Raw genomic sequence first — 22,052 nt, forward strand, 5'->3', positions numbered from 1 at the left:
GCGACCTCCGCGGCTTTTTTCTTTTTGGACTGGCGGGTGGGTTTGCTACTCCGGCCCGATCACCAGGAGGGCACCATGACCGAACAGACCCGCGAAACCTGCCTCGCCATTTTCGGCGGCTCGGGCATTTACGAGATGCCCGGCCTGACGATCGAGGAAGAGCGCGAGATCGAGACGCCATGGGGGATGCCCTCGGCTCCAGTAACCATCGGTAGACTGAACGGTGTCCGTGTTCTCTTTCTTTCCCGGCATGGCAAGGGCCACACCATCCCGCCGTCCGAGCTTAACGCACGCGCCAACGTCGCGGCAGCGAAGATGCTGGGAGCCACGGACATGCTCAGCCTCTCCGCCTGCGGATCGTTCAGGGAGGAGCTGGCTCCGGGAGACTTCGTGGCCGTCGACCAGTTCGTCGATCGTACGAAGGGACGCACACCGAGCTTTTTTGAAAGCGGCTGCGTCGCCCATGTCTCGATGGCGCACCCAGTCTGCTCGCGCCTGACCGAAGAAGCCGCTCAGGCTGCGGAAGCGGCCGGTGCCAGGGTCCACCGCGGCGGCACCTATCTCGTCATGGAAGGCCCGCAATTCTCGACCAAGGCGGAGAGCGAGCTTTACCGCTCGTGGGGCATGGACGTCATTGGCATGACCGCCATGCCGGAGGCCAAGCTCGCCCGCGAGGCCGAGCTTCCCTATGCGATCCTCGGCATGGTGACGGATTACGACTGCTGGCACGAGGATGAGGGGCCGGTCGATGTCGCTTCGGTTCTCGCCATTCTCGCCCAGAACCGCGATGCGGGCCAGCGCACCGTTGCCGAGATTGCCAGGATGATCGGGCCTGAGCGCACGCCAAGCCCTGACGGCATCGAGACCTGTCTCGATTTCGCTATCGTGACGCCTCCCGAAGCTCGCGACCCGCAGGTCCTCCGCAAGCTGAAGACGATCGCAGGCCGCGTTCTGGGCTAGTTTCTCCGAACCGGGAGTTCGATCACCTCGACGGCGCCGCTTTCGAAAATGAGCGTTACCTTGCGCTCCTCGCCCTCCTCGAAACCTTCATCGAGACCGATGAGCATCAGGTGATCGCCGCGCGGTGCGAGGACCAGCGGCTCTCCCGCCTTGACCTCGAACCCTTCGACCCGTCGCATGCGCATGACGCCGTCGGTCTCGGTATTCGTATGCAGTTCGATCCGCTCGACGCCTTCGATCTCGGCGTTGATGAGGCGGTCATCGCTGTCGCGCGTCACCGTCAGGTAGGCCGCCGTCATCATCGCTCCGTCGGCTGGCAGGCGGATGAAGCCTGTGGGAGCATCGTCGCCCGACCCGCAGGCAAAGAGAGTTATGCTCGCGACAAGGGAAAGGATGACGGCGCGCATGGCGGCTCCACATGGTTGGACAGTTGACGTCGGCCCTACGAAACCGCAGGCCAGCGCGAAACCCATAAATGGGCGCGGGGGACCGTGCCCAGCCGAAAGGAGCACCATGGACACTCAAGAAGTTGCGAAGCTGCAGAATTTCCTGCGTCGCCGTTTCAATGACCAGACTCTCACCGTACGCGCGCGTCCGAACAAGGATGACAGCGCCGAAGTCTACATCGGCGAGGAATTCATCGGCGTCCTGAGCCGTGACGATGAAGACGAGGACCTGTCCTACGACTTCCACATGGCTATCCTCGACGTCGATCTCGACACCATTGGCTCGGCCTGAGCCACTTTCGGCGTTTCGCAAGGAGCTATCGGCCTGCCGCCATTGCGAGCGGCATGGCCTGATCCCCGAGGCGCGTCCCGTCTTCCAACTGCCCGAAGGCGCGCGCATCGGCATTTTCAGCCAGGCGCCTGGCAACCTTGCCCATCAGGGCGGCATGCCCTTTCTCGATCCCTCGGGCGTCCGCCTGCGCCAGTGGCTCGGGGTGAGCGAAGCCCAGTTCTACAACAGCGGGTCCTTCGCCATCGTCCCGATGGCTTTTTGCTTTCCAGGCTATGACGGGACCGGGAAGACAGGGAAGGGCGGCGATCGCCCGCCGCCCAGGGTTTGCGCCGAGATCTGGCGGGAGCGGGCGCTCGAGCATCTGCGGGGAGACCTCGACCTCGCCCTCCTGATCGGCAGTTACGCGCAGGCCTGGCACTTGGGCGGTGCCCGCCGGAAGACCCTGACCGAGACCGTGCGGGCGTGGCGCGACTATCCGCGAGATCCTGCGACCGGAGCGAAGCTCTATGTCCTGCCGCACCCGAGCTGGCGGAACACAGGGTGGCTGAAGAAAAACCCGTGGTTCGAGGAAGAGGTTGTCCCGGCGATACGGGCCGACGTGCGCCGGGCGCTGGAGCGGACATGAAAAAGCCCGGCACGGGGCCGGGCTCCATCTTCACGAACTGGAAGAGCCGTGCTTAGCGCGTCGGTTCGTCGCCATCGTTCTCTTCGACATCGACATCGACGTCGCCTTCGACGTCCACATTGAGACCTTCATCGTCCGTGATTTCGGTCTCTTCGCCGTCGGCATCGTCTTCCGGCACGTCAATGCTGACAGTCGGGACTTCAACGGTCACTTCCTTCGTACCGGTGGTGACTTCCGGACCGCGAACCTCGACTTCAGGAAGTTCAGCGCCTTCAACGTCGACGTCGACTTCCGGCATCTTGCCGCCTCCGACATCGGTATCGAACAGGAACGTGTATCCGAGGAATGCGAGGACCACGACCACGACAGCAGCTACAATTTTTCCCATGACAAACCCCTTTCGTGTGTTGTCTTGCCCCCTCTAACACTGAGGTAACGATCGAGTTCGGACCCTTGCTGCTTCTCCGGCATTTTAGGAAACTTCGCGACTCCTTGTGAGGTTTGTTTCAAGACCCGTCAGGCCTGTTCGAATTCTTCACGCGCGCGTGTGGAAGACTGCTGCTTCCACAGACGTGCATAAAGGCCCCCCTTGCCGAGAAGCTCCTCATGCGTTCCTTCTTCGGCCACGACCCCTCCGTCCACCACTACGATCTTGTCCGCATCTATGATCGTGGACAGCCGGTGCGCAATGACGATGGACGTCCGGCCCGAGGCAAGCGCGTTCAGGGAGGTGAGGATTTCTGCCTCCGTTTCACTGTCGAGTGCTGAGGTTGCCTCGTCCAGGATCAGGATCGGCGGGTTCTTGATGATCGTCCGTGCAATCGCCACCCGTTGCTTCTCCCCGCCGGAGAGCTTGAGGCCCCGCTCACCAACCAGTGTTTCGTACCCATCGGGCAGGCGGGAGACGAACTCATGGATCTGCGCCATCTGCGCCGCGCGCTCGATCTCGTCCTTCGTCGCTTCGGGTCGCGGGTAGCTGATATTGTAGGAGATCGTATCGTTGAACAGCACCGTGTCCTGAGGAACGACACCGAGGTTCCGCCTGACGCTGTCCTGCGTGACGTCGCGAATGTCGGTCCCGCCGATCGTGATCGCGCCTTGGGTGACATCGTAGAAGCGGAAGATCAGCCGGGCGATGGTCGACTTGCCTGCGCCGGACGGACCGACGATTGCTGTTTTTTTCCCAGCTTCGGCCTCGAAGCTCAGCCCTTTGAGAACCGCGCGCCGCGGGTCATAGCCGAAATGCACATCGTCGAAGCGGACGGAGCAGGCATCGACGTCGAGATCCTGCGCACCCGGAGCATCCTTCACCTCGGGTTCGATCTTCAAGAGGTCGAACATCTTCTCCATGTCGATGAGTGACTGTTTGATCTCGCGATAGGCAAAGCCGAGGATGTTCAGCGGCTGGTAGAGCTGCATCATGATAAGGCTCACGCCAGTCACCTCGCCAATGCCGTAACGGCCTTCCGCGACCCCGAGCGCCGTGATGCCGAGGGCGGCGACCATTCCGCCATTGACCACGGCAGCCTGGCCGATGTTCACCCAGGCGAGGGAACGGTTCGAGCGGATCGCGGCGTCCTGGTAGTCCTCGAGTGCCTTGGAGAAGCGCTCGGTCTCCCGCTTCTCCGCCCCGAAGAGCTTCACCGTTTCGAAGTTGAGAAGCGCATCCACTGACCGCGACGAGGCGAGCTGGTCCTTCTCGTTCATCTTCCTACGGAACTTCAGCCGCCATTCGGTCGACGCGATCGTGAACCAGAAATAGCCGATCACCGTCACGGCCGCGATGAGCGACAGCGCGATCTCGTAGCGGGCCGCGAAGATCACGCAGACATAACCGAGCAGGATCAGGGTCGGCCCGATATTGAAGAGGAGGAAGCGGAACAGAAAGTCGATCGACCTGTTCCCCCGCTCCATGATCCGCGACAGGCTGCCGGTCTTCCGTTCGAGGTGGAAGCGCAGCGACAGGTTCTGCAGGTGGCGGAAGACATCGACGCCGACCTCCCGCTGCGCCGTCTGGCCAACCCTGGCGAACAGGAATTCGCGCAGGTTCGGGATGACCACCGACAAGAAGCGCAGCACGCCATAGCCGATGATGAAGCCGAAGACGCTGGCGATCGCCGCGCCCGTCATGTCCGTCTCGGCGAGCCTGTTGATACCGTCTGCCAGCACGAGGGGCGCCTGAACGGTGATGAAAGTGCCGAGCAGGATGACCAAAAGGGAGAGGATGATCCGCAGCTTGAACCCCGGCCGTCCTTTCCTCCACAGATAGGGGAGCAGGAGGCGGAGATTGCCGAGCTGTTCGGCCAGCGTCGTTTCGCGGACCTCTTCGAGTTTCCGGGCTGAGCCTTGCATCGGTGGAACTTAAGCGCTCATCACCGCATTGCGACCCGCGACATCAGGCAGCAAGGATCAATTGAAGCCCAGCACCTGCACCCGGAACAGCAGCTCGCGATCCTGCTGGAACCCAGGCACGGTGGAATCGTCGAAGCGGTAGAGGATCGTCATGCCTGCGCAGCGGTTCGCGAGCCTGAGCGCGAGCTGCGTATTGGTGGTCGAGCCGCTGTCGAGGTTCTGGGCCTGGCTATAGGCGAGGTTGATGTTCTTCGTCACTTTGAGGGCGGCGGAAACAACGAGGAATTCGTCGAGCACCTGGTCGGTTTCGAAGTCGTCGCTCTCGATACGGAGGTAATTGAGCCGGCCCGACAACCGGCCCAGCCTCCCGCGCACGAGGGATTCGACGCGCCGGAAGGAGCCCGTGTCGTCGTCGATGCGGAAACGGTTGTCGATCGCGAAGTTGCTGCCGAGGTTCACGTCGACAGCGCCGACGATGTCTGATTGGACCTCCCCGATGCCCGTATTGTCGTTGAAGGCGTCGCTCGACTTGGCCCTGAACTGCCCACCGACCAGCGTGTTCACGGTGACGCCCTGGCCGAACGTGGCAGTCGTCGAGACGCCAGCATTGACGCGCTGCCCGCCCTCCCAGAGATCGAGCCCTGTCGCCTTGTTGTAGTCGAAAAGCGTCACCGTATCGAACTGGAAGAACTGGCTGTCTTCGTTGAAGACGTCGTCTGCGAAGCTCTCGTCAGGGCTGACGACAGCCTGGACGCGCGGCTCGATGATGAAGCTCGCATTCTCGCCGATCCTCGCCAGCGGATAAGACCACTCCGCACCGACAGTCGGCAGGAAGCGCGAGACCGAGAAGCTCTCCTCGTTGCCGCCGCGCGGGAACATCATTCTGCATGCGTCGTAAGCGCGGTCGTCGACATTGCAGGCTTGCGTGCCAAGGTCCGCATCGCGGTATGTGTAGAGATCGCCGCGCAGCTCACCGAAGGTCTCGAAGCGGTGCCCGCCGCGTGTCAGCTTCACCCGTTCGTAGCGCAGGTGGCCCGAACCGCGCATGGAATCGAGGCCATCATCGCGGAGGAGGGTGAGGAAACTTCCGCCGAGGGTGAAATTGCCTCCGAGCCCGTCGAAGTAGCGCTCATGGCGGATGCGGGGCAGGGCCTGCGCCGTGAACGCCTGGTCCTCGCGGACCCGCAGCGTCTGGAAAAGCCAGGCCGAAACATCGGTAAACGAATTTTCTGTCCGCCGGTCGAAGGTCAGGTTGCTCTCGAGGCGGTCGGGGCGAAGGATGCCGATTTCCTCCTGCAACTCGCCATCGGGCTCGAGGTCATAGATCAGGAGGTAGCCCTGGTCCGACACGGCATCGACGTCAGCTTCCAGCGTCCACTGCGCGGGCAGCTCGCGGCGGTACTTGCTGAACCAGTGCCAGCGCACATTGTCCGGGTTACCGCCTTCCGCGCTGAGATCGTTGGTGGGCTTGATGATCCCGGCCTGGACGATGGCCGAGGAGTTCCAGGTGTTCCGCCGGTATTCGCCCTTCCATTGTGTCCCCAGGAGTTCGAAGTGCCGCGGCGAGAAGGTGAAATCCTGATAGTCCGAAATGGCCCAGTAGTAGGGCACCTCGACCTCCGTTCCGCGGACGGAGGAGCTCCCGATCTGCGGCGCGAGGAAGCCCGATGCGCGATCCACCGAAGGGTCGGGGACCTGCACGTAGGGCACATACATGGCCGGGACGCCGTAAATCTCGAGGAACGCGTCCCGGAAGGTGAGTTTCTTCTTGTTCTCGTCCTGTATGACCCGGCGTGCCTTCAGCTGCCAGGTCGGCCGGTCGCGACGCAGTCCTTCATCGCATACCCGGCACAGCGTGTAGGTCGCCTTGCGCAGCTCATTGGTGCCTGACTCCCGCCTGATCGCGGTCGCAGCGCCAAGCGTGCCGTTCGGAGGCAGTTCCGCGGCGAAGGCTGCAACGATACCGTTTCGCAGGTCGCTGGACAGCACCACGTCCTCGCCGAAGAAAAGCTGTCCGTCCTCGGACCTGACGGCGACATTGCCCTGCGCGGTCACGGTGTCGGCGGCAATGTCGTAGACGACACGGTCGGCACGGAGGAATTGCGCCCCGGAAGCAGCGCGCACATCGCCCTCTGCGATCAGCGGGCCATCTTCAAATTCGCGGTAGATCCTGTCGGCTTCGAGCAGGACATCGCCTTCGCGCACCGTTTCCACGGGCTCGGCCTGCACCGTGATGGCTGAGCTGAAGAGGAGGAGGAACGCAGCGAGCATCGGTGGTCCTGAAATATGCAATCGGGCCTTAGAAGGATTTCGTTAACCGTCCTTCACCGCGAATCGAAAGGGCTTTCAGCCGTCTTCCCGGAAAAGAATGAGCGTCATCCCGACAAGCAGTGTCACCAAAGGCGGCGTCCAGGCTGCGATCCGCACGGGGATAAGGCCTGCTTCCCCGATGGCCTGGCTGAACTGCACGAGGATGAAGGCGAGGAAACCCGCAGCGATCCCCTGAAGGATCAGCTTCGCCGTCCCGCCTCCGCGGGAATGGATGGGCAGGGCAAAGACACAGGCAAGCACCGCCATGGAGGCGAGCTTGAGCGGGGTCGCAATCAGCTCGTGCAGGCGCAAGGCATAGGGCTCGAGCGGTATCCCCGCATCGCCGATCCGCTTCATCAGCCTGGGCAGGTTCCAGATGTTGAGCACCTCGGGCCGCTTGCCGGTTTCCGCGAGGTCTTCGAGCGCGAAGCTCATCGGGAAGGCGCGATCGCCCACGGGTTGCGACAGCTCACCGCCGGGGACCGAGCGCGATGCATCCCGCAGGGTCAGCGTGCCGCCGTCGAGCACGGCTTCGTCCGCATCGAAGCGCTCGATGAAAGTGCCGTTCTCGGTCTTCCGCCAGACCACTGCCTCGGTCAGCCTGCCGGTCTCGATATCGATATCGTCGGCATGAAGAATCAGGACGTCGCCCCCGGCCTGCGGCTGGCGCAGCCAGACCCCGTCGCGGAAAATCCTTGGGGTCTCCGCACGCAGGCCACGATATTCGGCAAGCTTGTTATCCGCCGCATAGGCCATTTTCGTGGTGATCGGATCGACGATCGTGACGAGCGCGACGCCCAGGGCCAGAGCCAGCCAGACTGGCGCGCCAATGATCCGCCAGACCGAGAAACCTGCGGCCCTGAAGACAGCGATTTCGAGGGATCGCGCCAATTGGGCGAACGCCATCAGCGTGCCAAACAGCATGATGAAGGGCGACAGGATCATAAGGAGCTGCGGGGAGCGGAGGAGGGTGAGCTGCGCCGCGGCGAGGGGACCAGCACCCGGGTACTCGCTGACCTGCCGGAGCGCCTCGAGGAAATCGATCGACATGGTGAGACCGAGCGAAGCGGCGCCAAGGACGAGGACGGCCTTCAGCGTCCTACCCATCAGGTAGCGTTCTGCAGGGGTCAGGCCGATCATGCCCGTGCCCCGGCATGTCCGAAGAGGTCGTGCTGGCCCTCCGGCGCACGGCGGGCTTGGAGCGAGAAGCTGCGCGGATTCATGAGAGCCAAGCTTGCGATGACGATGGCGGAAATGGGAACCGCATATTGGGTCCAGTTGAGGCTTGGATTGTCGGATGCAAGGCTCTGGGCGACGAAGCCGAGAATGCGGATCAACCCAGCCACCGCCGATGCGTAGAGAATCCTCTGCCCATAGCCGCGCCTGCTCGTTGTTGCCGTGAGCATGAACACGGCGGCGATCAGGACGAAGGCGATCGAGTAAAGAGGTGTCGCCAGCCGCGCATGGGCCTCCGCGAGGAAAATCAGGCGATGCTCCTGATTGTAAGGACGGTTGAGATCGGGATTGAACAGCTCGCCCAAATAGCGCTCCGATGTCTCCCAAGGTTTGTTGACCGGACGACCGTTCGTAAACCCCTCAAGCCCGACATTCGTGTTGTCGAAGCGAACGATCTCGATCTCGCCAGTCTCGGGATCAGGCCATTGCGCAGTGCCCTTGAGCAAATAGAGGCGAGGCCCAGCCTCGGTTTGCGTGAAGAGACCGTTCTCGGCGGTGTAAGTGACCGGTCGTTCGGGATTGCGTTCGTCATGGATGTGGACCCCCACATACTGGTCGCCCGGCCTGACGTCCTCGGCATAGAAGGTGACGCCGCTGGTGACACGCGCGAAGACCTGATCCCGGACGAGCGACGAGGCGATATTTGACCGGACGTCCCAGACGGTTTCGCGGAGCTGGCGGTAGCTCCGTGGCTGGAGGTCGAGGTTGATGATGTAGACCGCCCCCGCTGCGAGGATTCCCAGCAGCAACAGCGGCCGGGCGATCCGGAACCGGCTCGCCCCCGCTGCGCGCATCACCGGGATCTCCGAGTCGACCATCAGGACGTTCAGGACATAAAGACACGCAGCGAAGAGAGCGACGGGGATCACGATCCCCACCAGGCTCGGGATCAGCAGCACCGTGATCTTCAGGAACGCTGCCAGCGTTCCGCCATCATCCACGATAATGTCCATGCGCTGCAGCACCTGCGTCAGCCATGCGACCGCTGTCGTGCAGACCAGGATGAGGAGGAAGGGCAGGAGAGCTGCGCGAAAAATGTAGCGGTCGAGACGGCTCAAGCGGAAACCCCGAAAGACATGGACGTGAAGAAAGGGAGGTTCCCCTTCCGGCCCGGGACGCCTAGCACGCCCTGAACCCATGGCACCACGCCTTCACGAGACGGGAGATGACACGATGGAATTAAACTTCACCAACCAGGTTCCCGAAAGCGGCATGATTTACGTGCCGGTGGCGAAGGACGGGGAGATCGTCCTGCCGGGCACGCTCAAGGGCGCGGAAGCCGAGGTGAAGCGCGCGGCGAAGGCTTCGGACTTCTCCGGCAAGCCGGGCCAGTCGGTCACGGTCGCCGGTCCCGAGAAACTGCCCAATGCGACCATCGTCCTGCTCGGCGCGGGCGAGATCAACGCCGACGACGCCCTGGCCATGCAAAAGCTCGGCGGCAAGGCCTCGGCTCCTTCGGTGAAGAAGGCCCGCTCGATCGCCATCGTCGCTCCTCCGGGTGCGGCAGCGCAGGTTGCCTATGGCGCCGCCCTGCGTGCCTATACATTCACCAAATACATGAAGAAGGCCGAGGCCGACGAGCTGCCGAAGCTCGAGAAGATCACCATCATCACCGACGACAAGGCGGCGGCTGAGGATTACGCACCGTTGGGCGCAGTCCTTGAAGGGGTGAACCTCGCCCGCGATCTCGTCTCGGAGCCGCCGAACATCCTGTACCCGGAAAGCTACGCCCTGCGCTGCAAGGAAGAACTCGAGGGCCTGGGCGTCGATGTCGACATCCTCGGCGAGAAGGAACTCCGGAAGCTGGGCATGCACATGATGCTCGGCGTCGGCCAGGGCTCGGTGCGTGAGAGCCAGCTCGTCGTCATGCGCTGGAACGGCGGCGGTTTGGAGAAGCCGGTCGCCTTTGTCGGCAAGGGCGTGACCTTCGATACCGGCGGCATTTCCCTGAAGCCCGGCGCCAATATGGACGAGATGAAGATGGACATGGGCGGCTCGGCCGCCGTCGTCGGTGCCATCCGTGCGCTCGCTGGCCGCAAGGCTAAGGTCAACGCGGTCGGTCTCATCGGCCTCGTCGAGAACATGCCTGACGGCAACGCCCAGCGACCGGGCGACATCGTCGATACCATGTCGGGCCAGACGGTGGAGATCCTGAACACCGATGCCGAAGGCCGCCTCGTCCTCGGCGACGTGCTCACCTACACCCAGGAGAAGATCAAGCCGCAGGCCATTGTCGACCTCGCCACCCTGACCGGCGCGATCATCATCGCGCTTGCCTATGAATATGGCGGCATGTTCACCGAAGACGATCAGCTTGCGGAGGCTCTCTCGAAAGCCGGCAAGGAGACGGGTGACGAGCTCTGGCGGATGCCGCTCGGCGACGCGCACCGCGAGATGATCAAGTCCGACGTGGCCGACATGAAGAACATCGGCGGCCGGGACGGTGGCTCGTCCTCGGCGGCGGCATTTCTTTCGCGCTTCGTCGAGAAGGGGACGCCCTGGGCGCATCTCGACATCGCGGGCACGGCCTGGATCAAGAAAGACACGGACACCAACCCGAAAGGCGCCACCGGCTTCGGCGTGCGCCTTCTCGACCAATGGGTTCGTCAGTACGAGAAGTAACCACCGCCGGAAAAATCACCTCTCCTCTGAGGAGAGGTGATTGGCGCAGCTTTTACGGCCTGTCTTTCAAACCGGCCCTTGCAATGCCCGCCCGCGCGCACCTTGCGTCCTCGACGGCCGGGGCTCCGGAGACGCCGACACCGCCGAGAAGGACGCCGTCCTTCGAATAGACCGGCACGCCGCCCTCGATAGGCGTCCCGCCGGAGGAAAGGGCAAAGCCGAGACGGCCTTCGGAAACGGCGTCGGCCAGTCCCTTGGTCTCCGACCCCCAGCGGGCCGAGTAATCGGCTTTGGCCTTGGACAGATCGGCGGGGCCTTGGCGCAGGCCATCCATCCTGCGGTAACCCACGAGCTGCAGCCGGTCATCGACCACGGTGACGGCGACGGAGAGATCGTTCTCCGTCGCATAATCGTGGCATCCGGAGAGAATGGCCTGGGTCGAGGCATCGTTGAGGCGGACGCTCGCATCCTGCCAGGCGATGGAAAGCGCTGCGATCGCGAGGGTGGTCAGCATGGTGGTCTCCCTGAAACGGCGGTGCGAGGGGAGCCTTCCCGCCGTCTCCGGTCAATCGCTGCGCTGCTGAAATCAGGCGGCGATCATTCCGCTGTCAGGCCCAGCGCTTCGAGGGCATCTTTGTCCCAGCCCTTGCCGTCCTCGTAGAGGGCGAAAGTGTTGGCGTAGGACCAGATGCACCAGGCGATGCCTTTCTCCGACATCGCTTTGGTGACGGCGCCGAGATATTTGACGCGCTCCTTGTTCTTGACCGGGCTGTTGACCCCGACCTCGCCAAGGAAGACCGGGTGCCCTGTCGCCTCGGCGAATGTCGCCGCAGTTTCCGTCGCGCGGGCGAGCTCTTGGCGGTCAGCCTTGCTGCCCCAGCCACGGGTGCCCTTGGGCATGGCATCGCCCAGCCACTCGGCCTTCTGGTGGGTGAAGCTGAACGGGTCGTAGTAGTGGAAGGAGTAGACGATGTTGTCATCGGGCGGGGCGATGTTGCTGCCGAGGCTCCGGATCCCCGACCAATCCTCGCCCATCAGGATCACGATGCGATCGGGATTGCTTTCCCGGATCGCGGCGACGCTCGCGGCCTGGACCTGCTGCATCAGTTTTCCGGTCAATTCGCCATTCGGCTCGTTCAGGGTCTCGAACCAGAGGTTGTCCGAGCGGTCGGCGAAATGTGGGGCGATCTGCCGCCACAGGCCGATGAGCCTGCGGGCGTGGCCGCGGGGGTCGCGCATCATCTCCTCGTAGTGGTGGACGTTGAGGACGACGTTGAAACCCATATCAAGCGCGGCATCGACGATCGTCTCGACCTCTTCCATGAAATCGGGCTGGATCGTGTACGGAGGTTCCTGCGCGGCATAGTCGCTCCAGCGCACGGGTATGCGCACGGTGTCGAATCCTGCGGCCTTGATCCGCTCGAGATCATCGACCCGCATGCGTCGGCCGCCCCAATTCTCGCCCTTGGGCGTCTCCAGCGAATTGCCGAGATTGACGCAGCGTTCGGCGTCGTAAGCGGCGGCCTTCTCCTGCGCCGCCACCGGGCTCGCCGCTAATGCGACGAGGGCCGCTCCCACCATGAATGTCCGCACCTGATCCTCCCTTTTTGAAAGTATGATAACGTTGTCAGGATTTCGTGCAAGCGCTTGCGACCGCGCAAACGCAAGGCGGGGTCATCCCTGAGGGTGGAAGTGGTCGTAGATCCGCTGCGCCATGGCTTCGGAGATGCCGTCCACGGCCATCAGGTCCGTTGCCTTGGCGCGGCTCACGCCCTTGGCGGAGCCGAAATGGTGGAGGAGGGCCTTTTTCCGCGCGGCCCCGATCCCCTCGATCGCGTCGAGCGGGTTGTTCGTGATCTGCTTCGTTCGCTTCGCACGCTGGGCGCCGATGGCGAAGCGGTGCGCCTCGTCACGAAGCCGCTGGATATAATAGAGAACCGGCGAGCGGGGTGGCAGCATGAAGGCTGGCTTGCCCGGTACGAAGAACTGCTCGGCCACCGCGCCCGCCGAGCGGTCCGCTGTCTTCCCTCCGCGAGCGTCTTCGCGCCGTGCCTTCGCGATCGAAAGCAGCATGATCTCGCCGCCTTCGAGGTCCGGCCCGACGCGGATGCCCGCGTCCTCCATCGCCTGCTTGGCAGCCGAGAGCTGGCCGATGCCACCGTCGATCACCACCAGCCCAGGCCAGTCGTCCTGGCCCGGAGCGCTTTCCTTGACGAGCCGTGAAAACCGGCGCTGCAGGACCTCGCGCATGGCGCCGAAGTCGTCCCCCGCGGCAACCTCCGGGTCCTTGATGTTGAACTTGCGGTACTTGTTCTTCTCGAAGCCTTCTTCGCCCGAGACGATCATGGCACCGACCATCCCTGTGCCGCCTATATGCGAGTTGTCGTAGCATTCGACGCGGGTAGGCGAGGCCGTCAGCTCGAGCGTCTCGCAGAGAGCCTGCATCAGGCGCTTCTGGCTGGCCGTGTCCGCGAGGCGTCGCGCAAGGGCTTCGCGGGCATTGACCAGCGCGTGGCGAACAAGCTGCCGCTTCTCGCCGCGCTGGGGCACGGAGACCTCGATTTTCCTGCCCGTCTTGATCGACAGGGCTTCCGCCAGCAGATCCTGGTCCGCGATCGGCTGGTTCAGCATGATTGACTTAGGCGGCATGTGGCCGTCATAGAACTGCGTCAGGAAGGCGCCGAGGATATGCGCTGGCAGGTCCTCTTTGTCCGCCTTCGGAAAATAGGCGCGCGAACCGAGGTTTTGTCCCGCACGGAAGAAAAAGGCCTGCACGCAGCACTGACCGCCTTCGGCATGGACTGCGAAGACATCGGCTTCATCCACGGATCCCGGATTGATGCCTTGGCTCTCCGTCAGGTGCGCAATGGCCCTGATCCTGTCCCGGAGCCGTGCTGCGCGTTCGAAGTCCAGCTCCTCCGCCGCCTCTTCCATTTCTCTGGAGAGCGCTGCCGTCACTTCGCGATTGCCCCCGCGCAGGAAGGTCGTCGCCTCGCGAACGAGCTGGGCGTATTCGGCCTTGTTCACGACGCCCGTGCACGGAGCAGCGCAGCGCTTGATCTGGTGGAGGAGGCAGGGCCGGTCGCGGTTCTCGAACACGCTGTCGTTGCAGGAGCGCAGGAGGAACGCCTTCTGCAGTGTGTCGATCCCCTTGTTCACTGCGCCCGCCGAAGCGAACGGCCCGAAATACTCGCCCGGCCGTTTTTGCGCGCCGCGGTGTTTGAGGATCTGCGGGAAGTCGTGGTCCTTGGCGATCAGGATCGAGGCGAAGCTCTTGTCGTCCCGCATCAGCACATTGTACCGTGGACGGAGCTGTTTGATGAGGTTCGCTTCGAGGAGAAGCGCCTCGGTCTCCGTGTCCGTCACCACGAACTCCATCGCCGCCGTCTCGGAGATCATCCGGGCGATGCGGTTCGTATGCCCGTTCAGGGTGGCGTAGTTGGCGACGCGGTTCTTGAGGCTTTTCGCCTTGCCGACATAGAGGACGTCGCCCGCCTCGTTGAACATGCGATAGACACCGGGACGCTGCGGCAGGCGTTTCACCTGGTCGGCGATCAGCTCCGTGCCACGCAGCTTCTTGTTGATGTAATCGCTCATCGGGTTCCGGGTTCTCGGCGGATTCCGGCCTATAGCGAAGCGGGCGCGGCGGCTCTAGCCCACGAGGCTTGCTTCTCCGTCAGATCGCCTGCCCTTGACCTTGTGCCGCACCCACTCCTTGGCGCGGCGCAGGCCGGAGCGCGCACGGGCGTGGAGCGCTGCCATCGCCGGGACAACGAACATCAGGACAATGGTGCCGAACAGGATACCGAAACCCAGCGACACAGCCGTCGGCTTCAGGAAGGCCGCCTGCACTGAATGCTCGAGAACGATCGGCGTCACACCGAAGAACGTGGTCAGCGAGGTGAGAATGATCGGCCGGAAGCGCCCGACCGCAGCATCCACAATGGCTTCGGTCCGCTCGAGCCCCTTGCGCATGTTCTCATTGATGTAGTCGACCATCAGGAGAGCATCGTTGATGATGACCCCCGAAAGGCCAATGATCCCGAAGATCGACAGCAGGCTGATGTCGAGATTCAGGAAGGCGTGACCCCACAGCGCACCGATAAGGCCGAAAGGGATCACCGAGAGAACGATCAAGGGCTGGGTATAGCTCCTGAATGCCAGTGCCAGCAGGGCGTAGATGCAGAACATCGCCAGGATGAAGTTGCGGTAGAGCGCGGGCAGGGCGCGGGCCGACTCCTCCTGCTCGCCGCCAGGCGCGACACGGACCTGCGGGTAGTCCGCCGCGATGTTTTCCCAGGCTGGGCCGAGAATCTGCGCAGTGACTTCGTCCGCCGTTGTGATCGCTCCGTCGATGTCGGCCGAGAGAACGAACACCCGCTGGCCATCGACCCGCGTGATCGAGGCGGGAGCCTGGCCGATCGAGATATCGGCCACCGCGCTGATCGGGATGGCGGTACCGTTGACGATGATCTTCTGGCGCTTCACGTCTTCTATGGTGCGGCGTTCATCCTTAGGCAGACGAACACGGACCTCGATTTCCTCGCGGTCCCTCTGGACACGGACGGCCTCTGCACCGAAGAAGGCGGCGCGTACGGCGCGGGCAACGGTTTGCAGGTCGATGCCATAGGACACCGCTTCAGGCAAAAGGCGCACCTGGACCTCGTCCGTCGTGCGGAACCTGTCATCGGAGACGTCGAAGACCCCCCTGATGCTTTCCAGCTCGTCCCTGAGTTTCCCGACCACTTCGCGTGCAGCCTCTTCGTCGCGCGAGAGGACCCGAATCTGCACCGGCAGGCCGCCGCCCGTCAGGTCGAAGCTGAAGGTCAGCTTCTGCGCCCCGGGAATGGGACCTGTCGCCTCGCGCCAGGCTGCCTCGAACTGCTCGGCGGTGAAGTTCCGGATCGCGGCATCCTGGATCTTCACATCGATATTGGCGAAGTTGGGGGCGGCACCGCCAGAGGTTTCGGTGCTCCCGATGCCCGGTCCGGATACGGACTGCCCGAGCGACCAGAAGATGCTCTCAATGACCTTTTCTTCGGGGGTTCCCGAGCGTTTAGCGACGACCTTCGCGGCTTCTTCGGCGGCGGCCAGGATCTGGTCGACGGAGCGCATGGTCTGGACTTCCGATGCGGCCTCGGCGAGCTGGAGCTGCGCGGTGACGTAATTCCCTTCGATCTCGGGGAAGAAGATCGTCTTGATCCGCCCGCTGGAGAACAGCGCGAAGGTCGCGATAAGGATCGCCAGGGCGAAGAGTAAGGTGGCGAAGGGTTTCGACGCCGCGAAGGTGATCCAAGGCCTGAGCTGGTTGTCGCTGAACGCGTCAAGGCGCTTCGCTGTCCAGTTGCGCAACGGATCCGTGTACCGCCGGATCGAAATCCTGCCCGGCGGCCTGTCGTGAAGGTGCGAAAGGTGTTGCGGCAGGATGAAGAAGCTCTCGATCAGTGACATCACCAGGACGGCGCACACGACGAAGGCGATGTCGCCGATGAACTGGCCCACCGTGGACGGGACGAACATCAGGGGCAGGAACGCAGCCACCGTTGTCGATACCGAGAAGAAGACCGGGGAGGCGACGCGGATCGTGCCACGCTTGGCCGCTTGCTTGGTGTCTTCCTCGCCTTCCTCGATGGTCGCGTAGATGTTTTCGCCGACCACGATGGCGTCATCGACCACGATCCCGGTCGCAAGGATGAAGCCGAAGAGCGAGAGCTGGCTGATCGCGATACCGGCCGCGGCCATCGGGATGAAAGCGCCGAAAAAGCTGATCGCCACACCCACCCCCACCCAGAAGGCCACCCGGACGTCGAGAAAGAGGAGCAACAGGACGAGGATCAGCATGAAACCGATGATCCCGTTGGAGATGAGGAGGTTCACCCGGTCCCGGAGGCCTGTCGACTGGTCGCGGAAGAGGTTCGCTTCCACACCCGGCGGAAGGGTTTCGTCGGCCTCCGCCAGCACCGCCTTGACCTCCTCGATGATCGCGAAGACCTGCTCGTCGCCCACGCGAAAAACATTCAGACCCACGGCCGGATGCCCGTCGAAGCGGGAGAGAATCGGGGTTTCGGCCAGTCCGTCCGTGATGTTGGCGATTTCCTGCAGCAGGACCGGCGCCTTTTCCTCCGAAGTCAGGATGGAAATCTTGCCGAACTCCGAGCCGACTTCGGCCTCGCCCAGGGTGCGGACGAGAAGCCTGTTCCGGTCGCCCTCGATCTCCCCACCGGAGAGCTCCAGAGATCGCGCGCGGATCCGCGCGGCAATGTCTTCGAGGGACAGGCCGAGCGATTCGAGCCGGGCCGAAGGTATCTCGATATCGATCAGGTATTCGGGCACGCCGACAATCTCGACACGGCTGACGGCGTCCGAGGCGATGATGCGGGACCGTACCCCGTCGGCGATCTTCTTAAGATCGATCGCGTCCCGGTCACCCCACAGGACGACTTGCGCGATGACCTCCTCGCTTTTGACCTCGGAAATCTGCGGTTCTTCGGCGTCAGCCGGAAAGACCGTAATCTGGTTGACCGCATTGCGGATATCGTTGGCGAGCTCGGGTGTGTCTTCGCCGAAATCCAGGAAAACAAGGACGTTGGCGACATTCTCCGCGGCGAGCGCATCCACCTTGCGCACGCCCTCGAGGCCCTGGACCTGCTCCTCGATGGGTTCCACGATCCCTTCCTCGACCTCTTCGGGCGAAGCGCCGGGGTAGGGGACCGTGATGTTCACCGCATACGGATTGACGTCGGGAAAAAGCCTCACGGTCAGTGACCGCGCGCTGACAAGGCCTGCCGCGACCAGGAAGATCGCCAGCAGGTTCGCGGCGACGCGGCTGTCGACGAACCAGCGGATCAGCTTGTTCATTGCATGGTCTCTTGCAGGGATGCCGAGCGGGAAACCGGGGTAACCTTCAGGCCCTCCGCCTCCTCGGTCAGGGCCGTCAGGACGATCCGCTCATCCCGCAGGTCGGTCGCCGTTCGGAAAATCACATCGGTATCGGTTCGCTGGACTGGCGTGACCGGAACCATGCGCAGCCTGTCTTCTTCATCGAGGGCCCAGACGAAGCGCTCTTCGCGCACGGTGCCCAATGGCGCCGCGAAGAGCTGCCCGCTGATTTCAGCAGGAATTTCGACGGTGACGAAGTCATTCGCGAACGCCCCGCTATCGCTTGCAAAGGCGTCGGGCACTTCGATGACGACGGGGACGGTCCGGCTCTGCCGGTCCACGGATTGACCGAAGCGCTTCACCCTGCCGGTGAGCGTTACGTTGCTGGCACTGGCGCGGCTTGGCTTGACGATCACGTCGAGCGGACGGTCACTGTTCGATGCGGCGCGACGGACAGCCTCGGCATCCCTTGGCAGCAAGCCAAGCAGGATCTCCGCCGCGCCAGTATCGAAGATGGTGGCAGCGGCCATGCCAGGTTGCACCAACCTCCCCAGGGCGACGTTCTCCGAGATCACCGAGGCATCGAAGGGCGCCGTGACACGCGTGTCCTCCAGGCGCTTTCGCGCTACCGTCAGCGCCGCTCCGGCCTGGCCGACCCGAGCGCGGGCGCTGGCGAGGGCGGCATCGGCTTGCTGCCTGCGTGAGGTCGCCGTGGCGCCGATTTCCTCGAGCCGCTTCTGGCGCGCAGCTTCCGCTTCGGCCCGGGCGAGTTCGGCCTTTGCCGCTTCGAGATCCGCTGCTGCCCGTTCAAGATCCGCCTCGAAAGTCCGGGGATCGATCCTGAACAGAAGCTCGCCCTTGGCGAACCGGCCGCCCGGTTCGAGCTTGGGGGAGACTTCGACCACCTTGCCGGAGACCTCCGGCATGACATCGACTTCGGCCTTGGGTCGCAGGAAGCCTTCTTCGACCACCGAGAGTGTTTCCACCGGGCGGGCGCTCACGGTCTCGACCAGCGGGAAGGATTCTTCGCGCGGTGGCCGGGCATTGTCCCGCGCCTTCGCGACCACGCCCGCGCCAAAATAGATCAGCAAACCAAGACCCAGTGCGCCTAGGGCGATGACGACCCACCGCATGCCGCTACTGTCTTCTTGGGTCAGGTCCATTAGTTGGTCCTCCGGGACGCTCAACCTACCCTTACCAACTCAGTGCTAGGGGAGCGTAAAATTCCAAGGGTTTTGCAGATGCAGAAATACCTAATGCTCGTGCTCGCGATGACGCTCTCGGGATGTATCGCGGTGGGGCCGCGCTACAACGAACCGGGCGTTGAGGGCCTGCAGGAAGGGTATGTCTACGGCGGTGAGGATGTTTTCGCCGCTGGCGAGGAAGCTGACGCTAACCCGGTGTGGTGGAGGGCCTTTTCCGACCCTCGCATCGGCGAAATGGTCGGCCTGGCCCAAGCACAAAATCGTGACCTCCGGGCCGCGTTTTTCCGGCTCGAGGCGGCTGAGGCCCGGGCTGGCGCAGCGCGCCGGGCGCTTTTGCCGCAAGGCGGCACCAGCTTCGCCATCACGCGCCAACAGCAGCCACGGGCGGCCTTTGCCGGCTTCGGTGGCGCTGCGGGGCAGCAGCCTCAGCAGCAGGGCGGGGCGCCCGAATTCACCCTGTACCAGGCCCAGGCCCAGGCAAGCTGGGAGGTCGATCTCTTCGGCCGCCTCCGCCGTCAGGCACAGGGCGCCAGCGCGCGCGCCGAGCAGCAGGCTGAACTGCTCCGCGATGCCCAGCGGCTGACGACCGCGCAGACCGTCGATACCTTTCTCGTGCTGGTCGAGGCGCTGAACCGGCGGCGGGTGGCTCTCGACAACCTGGCGCTGCAACAGCGGACACTGGCCCTGACCGAACAGCTTTACGAGTTGGGAGAGATCCCGCAGCTCGACCTGTTCAGGCAGCAGACCCTGGTGAACACCACCGCCGCGCAGGTGAAGCAGCTGGAAAACGCTGCCGCCGATGCCACGGCGTCGATGGCGCTCCTCGTCGGCATGACCGTGCCGGACTTCCTCGCCCGGTTCCCGGATCTCATCGACAAGGACGTCGCACCGCCAATCCCGAGCGCGGAAGGCGCGATCGTCCTCGCCGAGCCGGCAGAGGTCCTGCGGAAGCGCCCTGACGTTATCGCCGCGGAACGCCAGCTCGCAGCGGAGACCTACGACATCGGGGTGGAAACGGCCGGCCTCTTTCCCCAGGTCAGCCTTGTCGGCTCAGGTGGCCTGACGGCGCTCGATTTCTCTGGCCTCGGCGAAGACAATGCCGTGGGCTATTCGGTGGGGCCGCAGATCAGCTGGCAGATCCTGAGCTACCCGCTGCTCCTCAGGCAGCGGGCCGCGGCCAGCGCCGAAGCGCGCGCGGCTCTCGCCAATTACGAACAGACCGTGCTCCGCGCACTGACCGAGACTGACCGGGCGCTGGCGGTTCACTCTGGCGCGGTGGAGCAGGCGGTGCTGCTGAGTGACGCCGAGCGCACCGCCACCCGCGCGGCCGAGCTGACGGCAATCCGCTACCGGGAGGGTGCCGACAGCCTCCTCAACCTCCTCGATGCCCAGCGCACCGCGCTCAGCATTCAGGACCAGGCCGTCACGGCCAAGGTGGCGGCTCTGAGGACGAGGGCTGCCGTTCACCGGGTGCTTGCCGACTAGAAGCGGAACCCGGCGTGCGAGATCAGGAAGCTTCCAAGGCACCCGACCGGGTGTCCGGCGCGTTTGCGCCGCCCCATCGGAGCGCCCCCGGCGCGCGAGATCAAAGGATGGTAGGGGCGGAGGGACTCGAACCCCCAACCTAGCGGTTATGAGCCGCCAGCTCTAACCAATTGAGCTACACCCCCGAACCCGAAGCGCGGGACGGTCTCCCTAGCATCAGCCGCACTGTTCTCAAGGAAAAGAGCTTCCTCCGATGCGCTTTCCTGCTGGCTCTCGACAGGGCAGCCCGGTGTGGGGGTCCGCTTGGTGATCGTCGGATTGACCATGCGCCGCAGCATGTTCTGGCCTTCGCGGCTTTGGACCTGTAACGGTCTCCTCAACTGAGAAAAGAGGAGACGCTTCATGACTGAGGCCTTCATCTACGACGCCGTGCGCACCCCGCGCGGCAAGGGCAAGCCGGACGGCTCGCTTCACGAAATCACCCCGGTACAGCTTGGCGCGCAGGTCCTTCAGGCCCTCCGCGACCGCAACGAGCTCGACACCCGTTATGTCGACGACGTGATCTTCGGCTGCGTGTCGCCGGTGGGCGAGCAGGGTGCCGACATTGCCCGCACGGCGGTGCTGCAGGCAGACTATGCGCAGACCACCGCGGGTGTGCAGATCAACCGCTTTTGCGCCTCGGCGCTCGAAGCCACCAACATGGCTGCCGCGAAGGTCATGTCCGGTGAGGCCGACATGGCTATCGGCGGCGGTGTCGAAGCGATGAGCCGTGTACCGATGGGTTCAGATGGCGGCGCCATGGTTTCCGACCCGGCCGTCACCTTCAAGAACTACATCGTCCCGCAAGGGATCTCGGCCGACCTCATCGCGACCAAGTACGGCATCAGCCGCGACGACGCCGACGCCTACGCTGTCGAGTCGCAGAAACGCTCGGCCAGGAGCTGGGAAGAGAACCGCTTCGAAAAGTCCGTCGTCCCGGTGAAGGACGTCATTGGGATGACGGTCCTCGACCATGACGAGAACATCCGTCCGCAAACCGACATGCAGAGCCTCGCGGGCCTGCCGCCGGCCTTCCAGGGCCTGGGCGAGATGATGCCGGGCTTCGACAAGGTCGCGATCCAGAAATACCCCGAGCTCGAGCGGATCGAGCACATCCACACCGCGGGCAACTCCTCGGCGATCGTCGACGGTGCTGCCGGCATCCTCATCGGCAACGAAGAGATGGGCAAGAAGTTCGGCATGAAGCCCCGTGCACGGATCAAGGCGATGGCCTCGATCGGTTCGGAGCCGACCATCATGCTGACGGGTCCCGAATTCGTTGCCAAGAAGGTCCTCGAGCGCGCGGGCATGTCGAAGAATGACATCGACCTCTGGGAGCTCAACGAAGCCTTCGCCTCGGTCGTCCTGCGCTTCATGCAGGCCCTCGACATCGACCACTCGGACATCAATGTCTGCGGCGGCGCGATTGCGATGGGCCACCCGCTGGGCGCGACTGGCGCGATGATCCTCGGCACGGTCCTCGACGAGCTCGAGCGCACCGGCAAGTCGACCGCTCTCACCACGCTGTGCATCGGCGGCGGCATGGGCACGGCCACGATCATCGAGCGCGTCTAATTGGGATCGCTGTCCAGCCGGGCGGT

At 63.7% G+C, this 22,052-nt stretch carries 17 protein-coding genes and 1 tRNA gene; 6 read left to right on the top strand and 12 right to left on the bottom strand.

The window, feature by feature from the left end:
• The first annotated feature begins 75 nt into the window (after window positions 1-75).
• Window positions 76-960, top strand: a complete 885-nt coding sequence (mtnP, locus tag IE053_RS02075) for an S-methyl-5'-thioadenosine phosphorylase (protein WP_189570981.1) — start codon at window positions 76-78, stop codon at window positions 958-960.
• Here the strand turns inward: mtnP and IE053_RS02080 are convergent.
• The gene (locus tag IE053_RS02080; protein ID WP_189570982.1) at window positions 957-1,367 is read right to left on the bottom strand and encodes a copper chaperone PCu(A)C; all 411 of its coding nucleotides are present in this window, start codon (window positions 1,365-1,367) and stop codon (window positions 957-959) included. The two genes, mtnP and IE053_RS02080, sit on opposite strands and share 4 nt — an antisense overlap.
• 106 nt (window positions 1,368-1,473) lie before the next feature.
• Here IE053_RS02080 and IE053_RS02085 point away from each other — a divergent pair, with 106 nt between their 5' ends.
• Entirely contained in the window at window positions 1,474-1,698 is a 225-nt protein-coding gene (locus IE053_RS02085; protein WP_189570983.1) for a DUF3126 family protein, read from the top strand.
• Complete coding sequence (locus tag IE053_RS02090) at window positions 1,685-2,323, top strand: uracil-DNA glycosylase family protein (RefSeq protein ID WP_229786025.1); 639 nt, start codon at window positions 1,685-1,687, stop codon at window positions 2,321-2,323. The genes IE053_RS02085 and IE053_RS02090 overlap by 14 nt, the downstream gene beginning before the upstream one ends.
• A gap of 52 nt (window positions 2,324-2,375) precedes the next feature.
• On the opposite strand, the gene IE053_RS02095 is transcribed toward IE053_RS02090, so the two are convergent.
• From IE053_RS02095 to IE053_RS02115, 5 genes are all read right to left on the bottom strand, one after another.
• A complete protein-coding gene (locus tag IE053_RS02095) occupies window positions 2,376-2,711 on the bottom strand; it encodes a hypothetical protein (protein WP_189570986.1) in 336 nt (111 codons plus the stop codon).
• A gap of 128 nt (window positions 2,712-2,839) precedes the next feature.
• Window positions 2,840-4,675, bottom strand: a complete 1,836-nt coding sequence (locus tag IE053_RS02100; RefSeq protein ID WP_189570989.1) for an ABCB family ABC transporter ATP-binding protein/permease — start codon at window positions 4,673-4,675, stop codon at window positions 2,840-2,842.
• 57 nt (window positions 4,676-4,732) lie between these two features.
• The gene (locus tag IE053_RS02105; protein WP_189570990.1) at window positions 4,733-6,946 is read right to left on the bottom strand and encodes an LPS-assembly protein LptD; all 2,214 of its coding nucleotides are present in this window, start codon (window positions 6,944-6,946) and stop codon (window positions 4,733-4,735) included.
• Window positions 6,947-7,021: 75 nt separating this feature from the next.
• Complete coding sequence (locus tag IE053_RS02110) at window positions 7,022-8,125, bottom strand: LptF/LptG family permease (RefSeq protein WP_189570991.1); 1,104 nt, start codon at window positions 8,123-8,125, stop codon at window positions 7,022-7,024.
• Entirely contained in the window at window positions 8,122-9,279 is a 1,158-nt protein-coding gene (locus IE053_RS02115) for an LptF/LptG family permease (protein WP_189570993.1), read from the bottom strand. Before IE053_RS02115 ends, IE053_RS02110 begins: the two co-directional genes overlap by 4 nt.
• Before the next feature lie 115 nt (window positions 9,280-9,394).
• Here IE053_RS02115 and IE053_RS02120 point away from each other — a divergent pair, with 115 nt between their 5' ends.
• The gene (locus IE053_RS02120; protein WP_189570996.1) at window positions 9,395-10,843 is read left to right on the top strand and encodes a leucyl aminopeptidase; all 1,449 of its coding nucleotides are present in this window, start codon (window positions 9,395-9,397) and stop codon (window positions 10,841-10,843) included.
• A gap of 52 nt (window positions 10,844-10,895) precedes the next feature.
• Here the strand turns inward: IE053_RS02120 and IE053_RS02125 are convergent, their stop codons facing one another.
• From IE053_RS02125 to IE053_RS02145, 5 genes are all read right to left on the bottom strand, one after another.
• Window positions 10,896-11,357: a GlcG/HbpS family heme-binding protein gene (locus tag IE053_RS02125; RefSeq protein WP_189571005.1), complete on the bottom strand. Its 462-nt coding sequence runs from the start codon at window positions 11,355-11,357 to the stop codon at window positions 10,896-10,898.
• 83 nt (window positions 11,358-11,440) lie between these two features.
• Window positions 11,441-12,436: a glycoside hydrolase family 5 protein gene (locus tag IE053_RS02130; RefSeq protein ID WP_189571007.1), complete on the bottom strand. Its 996-nt coding sequence runs from the start codon at window positions 12,434-12,436 to the stop codon at window positions 11,441-11,443.
• Between the two features lie 81 nt (window positions 12,437-12,517).
• Window positions 12,518-14,440 carry an excinuclease ABC subunit UvrC gene (gene uvrC, locus IE053_RS02135; protein WP_189571010.1) on the bottom strand — a complete coding sequence of 641 codons (1,923 nt, stop codon included), beginning with the start codon at window positions 14,438-14,440 and terminating at the stop codon, window positions 12,518-12,520.
• A gap of 54 nt (window positions 14,441-14,494) precedes the next feature.
• A complete protein-coding gene (locus tag IE053_RS02140) occupies window positions 14,495-17,701 on the bottom strand; it encodes an efflux RND transporter permease subunit (protein ID WP_189571013.1) in 3,207 nt (1,068 codons plus the stop codon).
• Window positions 17,698-18,885, bottom strand: coding sequence for an efflux RND transporter periplasmic adaptor subunit (locus IE053_RS02145; RefSeq protein WP_189571015.1), 1,188 nt, complete (start codon window positions 18,883-18,885; stop codon window positions 17,698-17,700). Before IE053_RS02145 ends, IE053_RS02140 begins: the two co-directional genes overlap by 4 nt.
• A gap of 78 nt (window positions 18,886-18,963) precedes the next feature.
• Here IE053_RS02145 and IE053_RS02150 point away from each other — a divergent pair, with 78 nt between their 5' ends.
• Window positions 18,964-20,412: an efflux transporter outer membrane subunit gene (locus IE053_RS02150; protein ID WP_189571026.1), complete on the top strand. Its 1,449-nt coding sequence runs from the start codon at window positions 18,964-18,966 to the stop codon at window positions 20,410-20,412.
• A 108-nt stretch (window positions 20,413-20,520) separates the two neighbouring features.
• Here IE053_RS02150 and IE053_RS02155 read toward each other — a convergent pair.
• Window positions 20,521-20,597 (bottom strand) — tRNA-Ile (locus IE053_RS02155).
• Window positions 20,598-20,814: 217 nt separating this feature from the next.
• Between IE053_RS02155 and IE053_RS02160 the strand changes: the two genes are divergently transcribed.
• Window positions 20,815-22,026, top strand: a complete 1,212-nt coding sequence (locus IE053_RS02160; protein WP_189571029.1) for an acetyl-CoA C-acetyltransferase — start codon at window positions 20,815-20,817, stop codon at window positions 22,024-22,026.
• Window positions 22,027-22,052 lie beyond the last annotated feature (26 nt).

This window comes from Parvularcula lutaonensis, from assembly GCF_014651915.1.
Taxonomy (GTDB): Bacteria; Pseudomonadota; Alphaproteobacteria; order Caulobacterales; family Parvularculaceae; genus Parvularcula; species Parvularcula lutaonensis.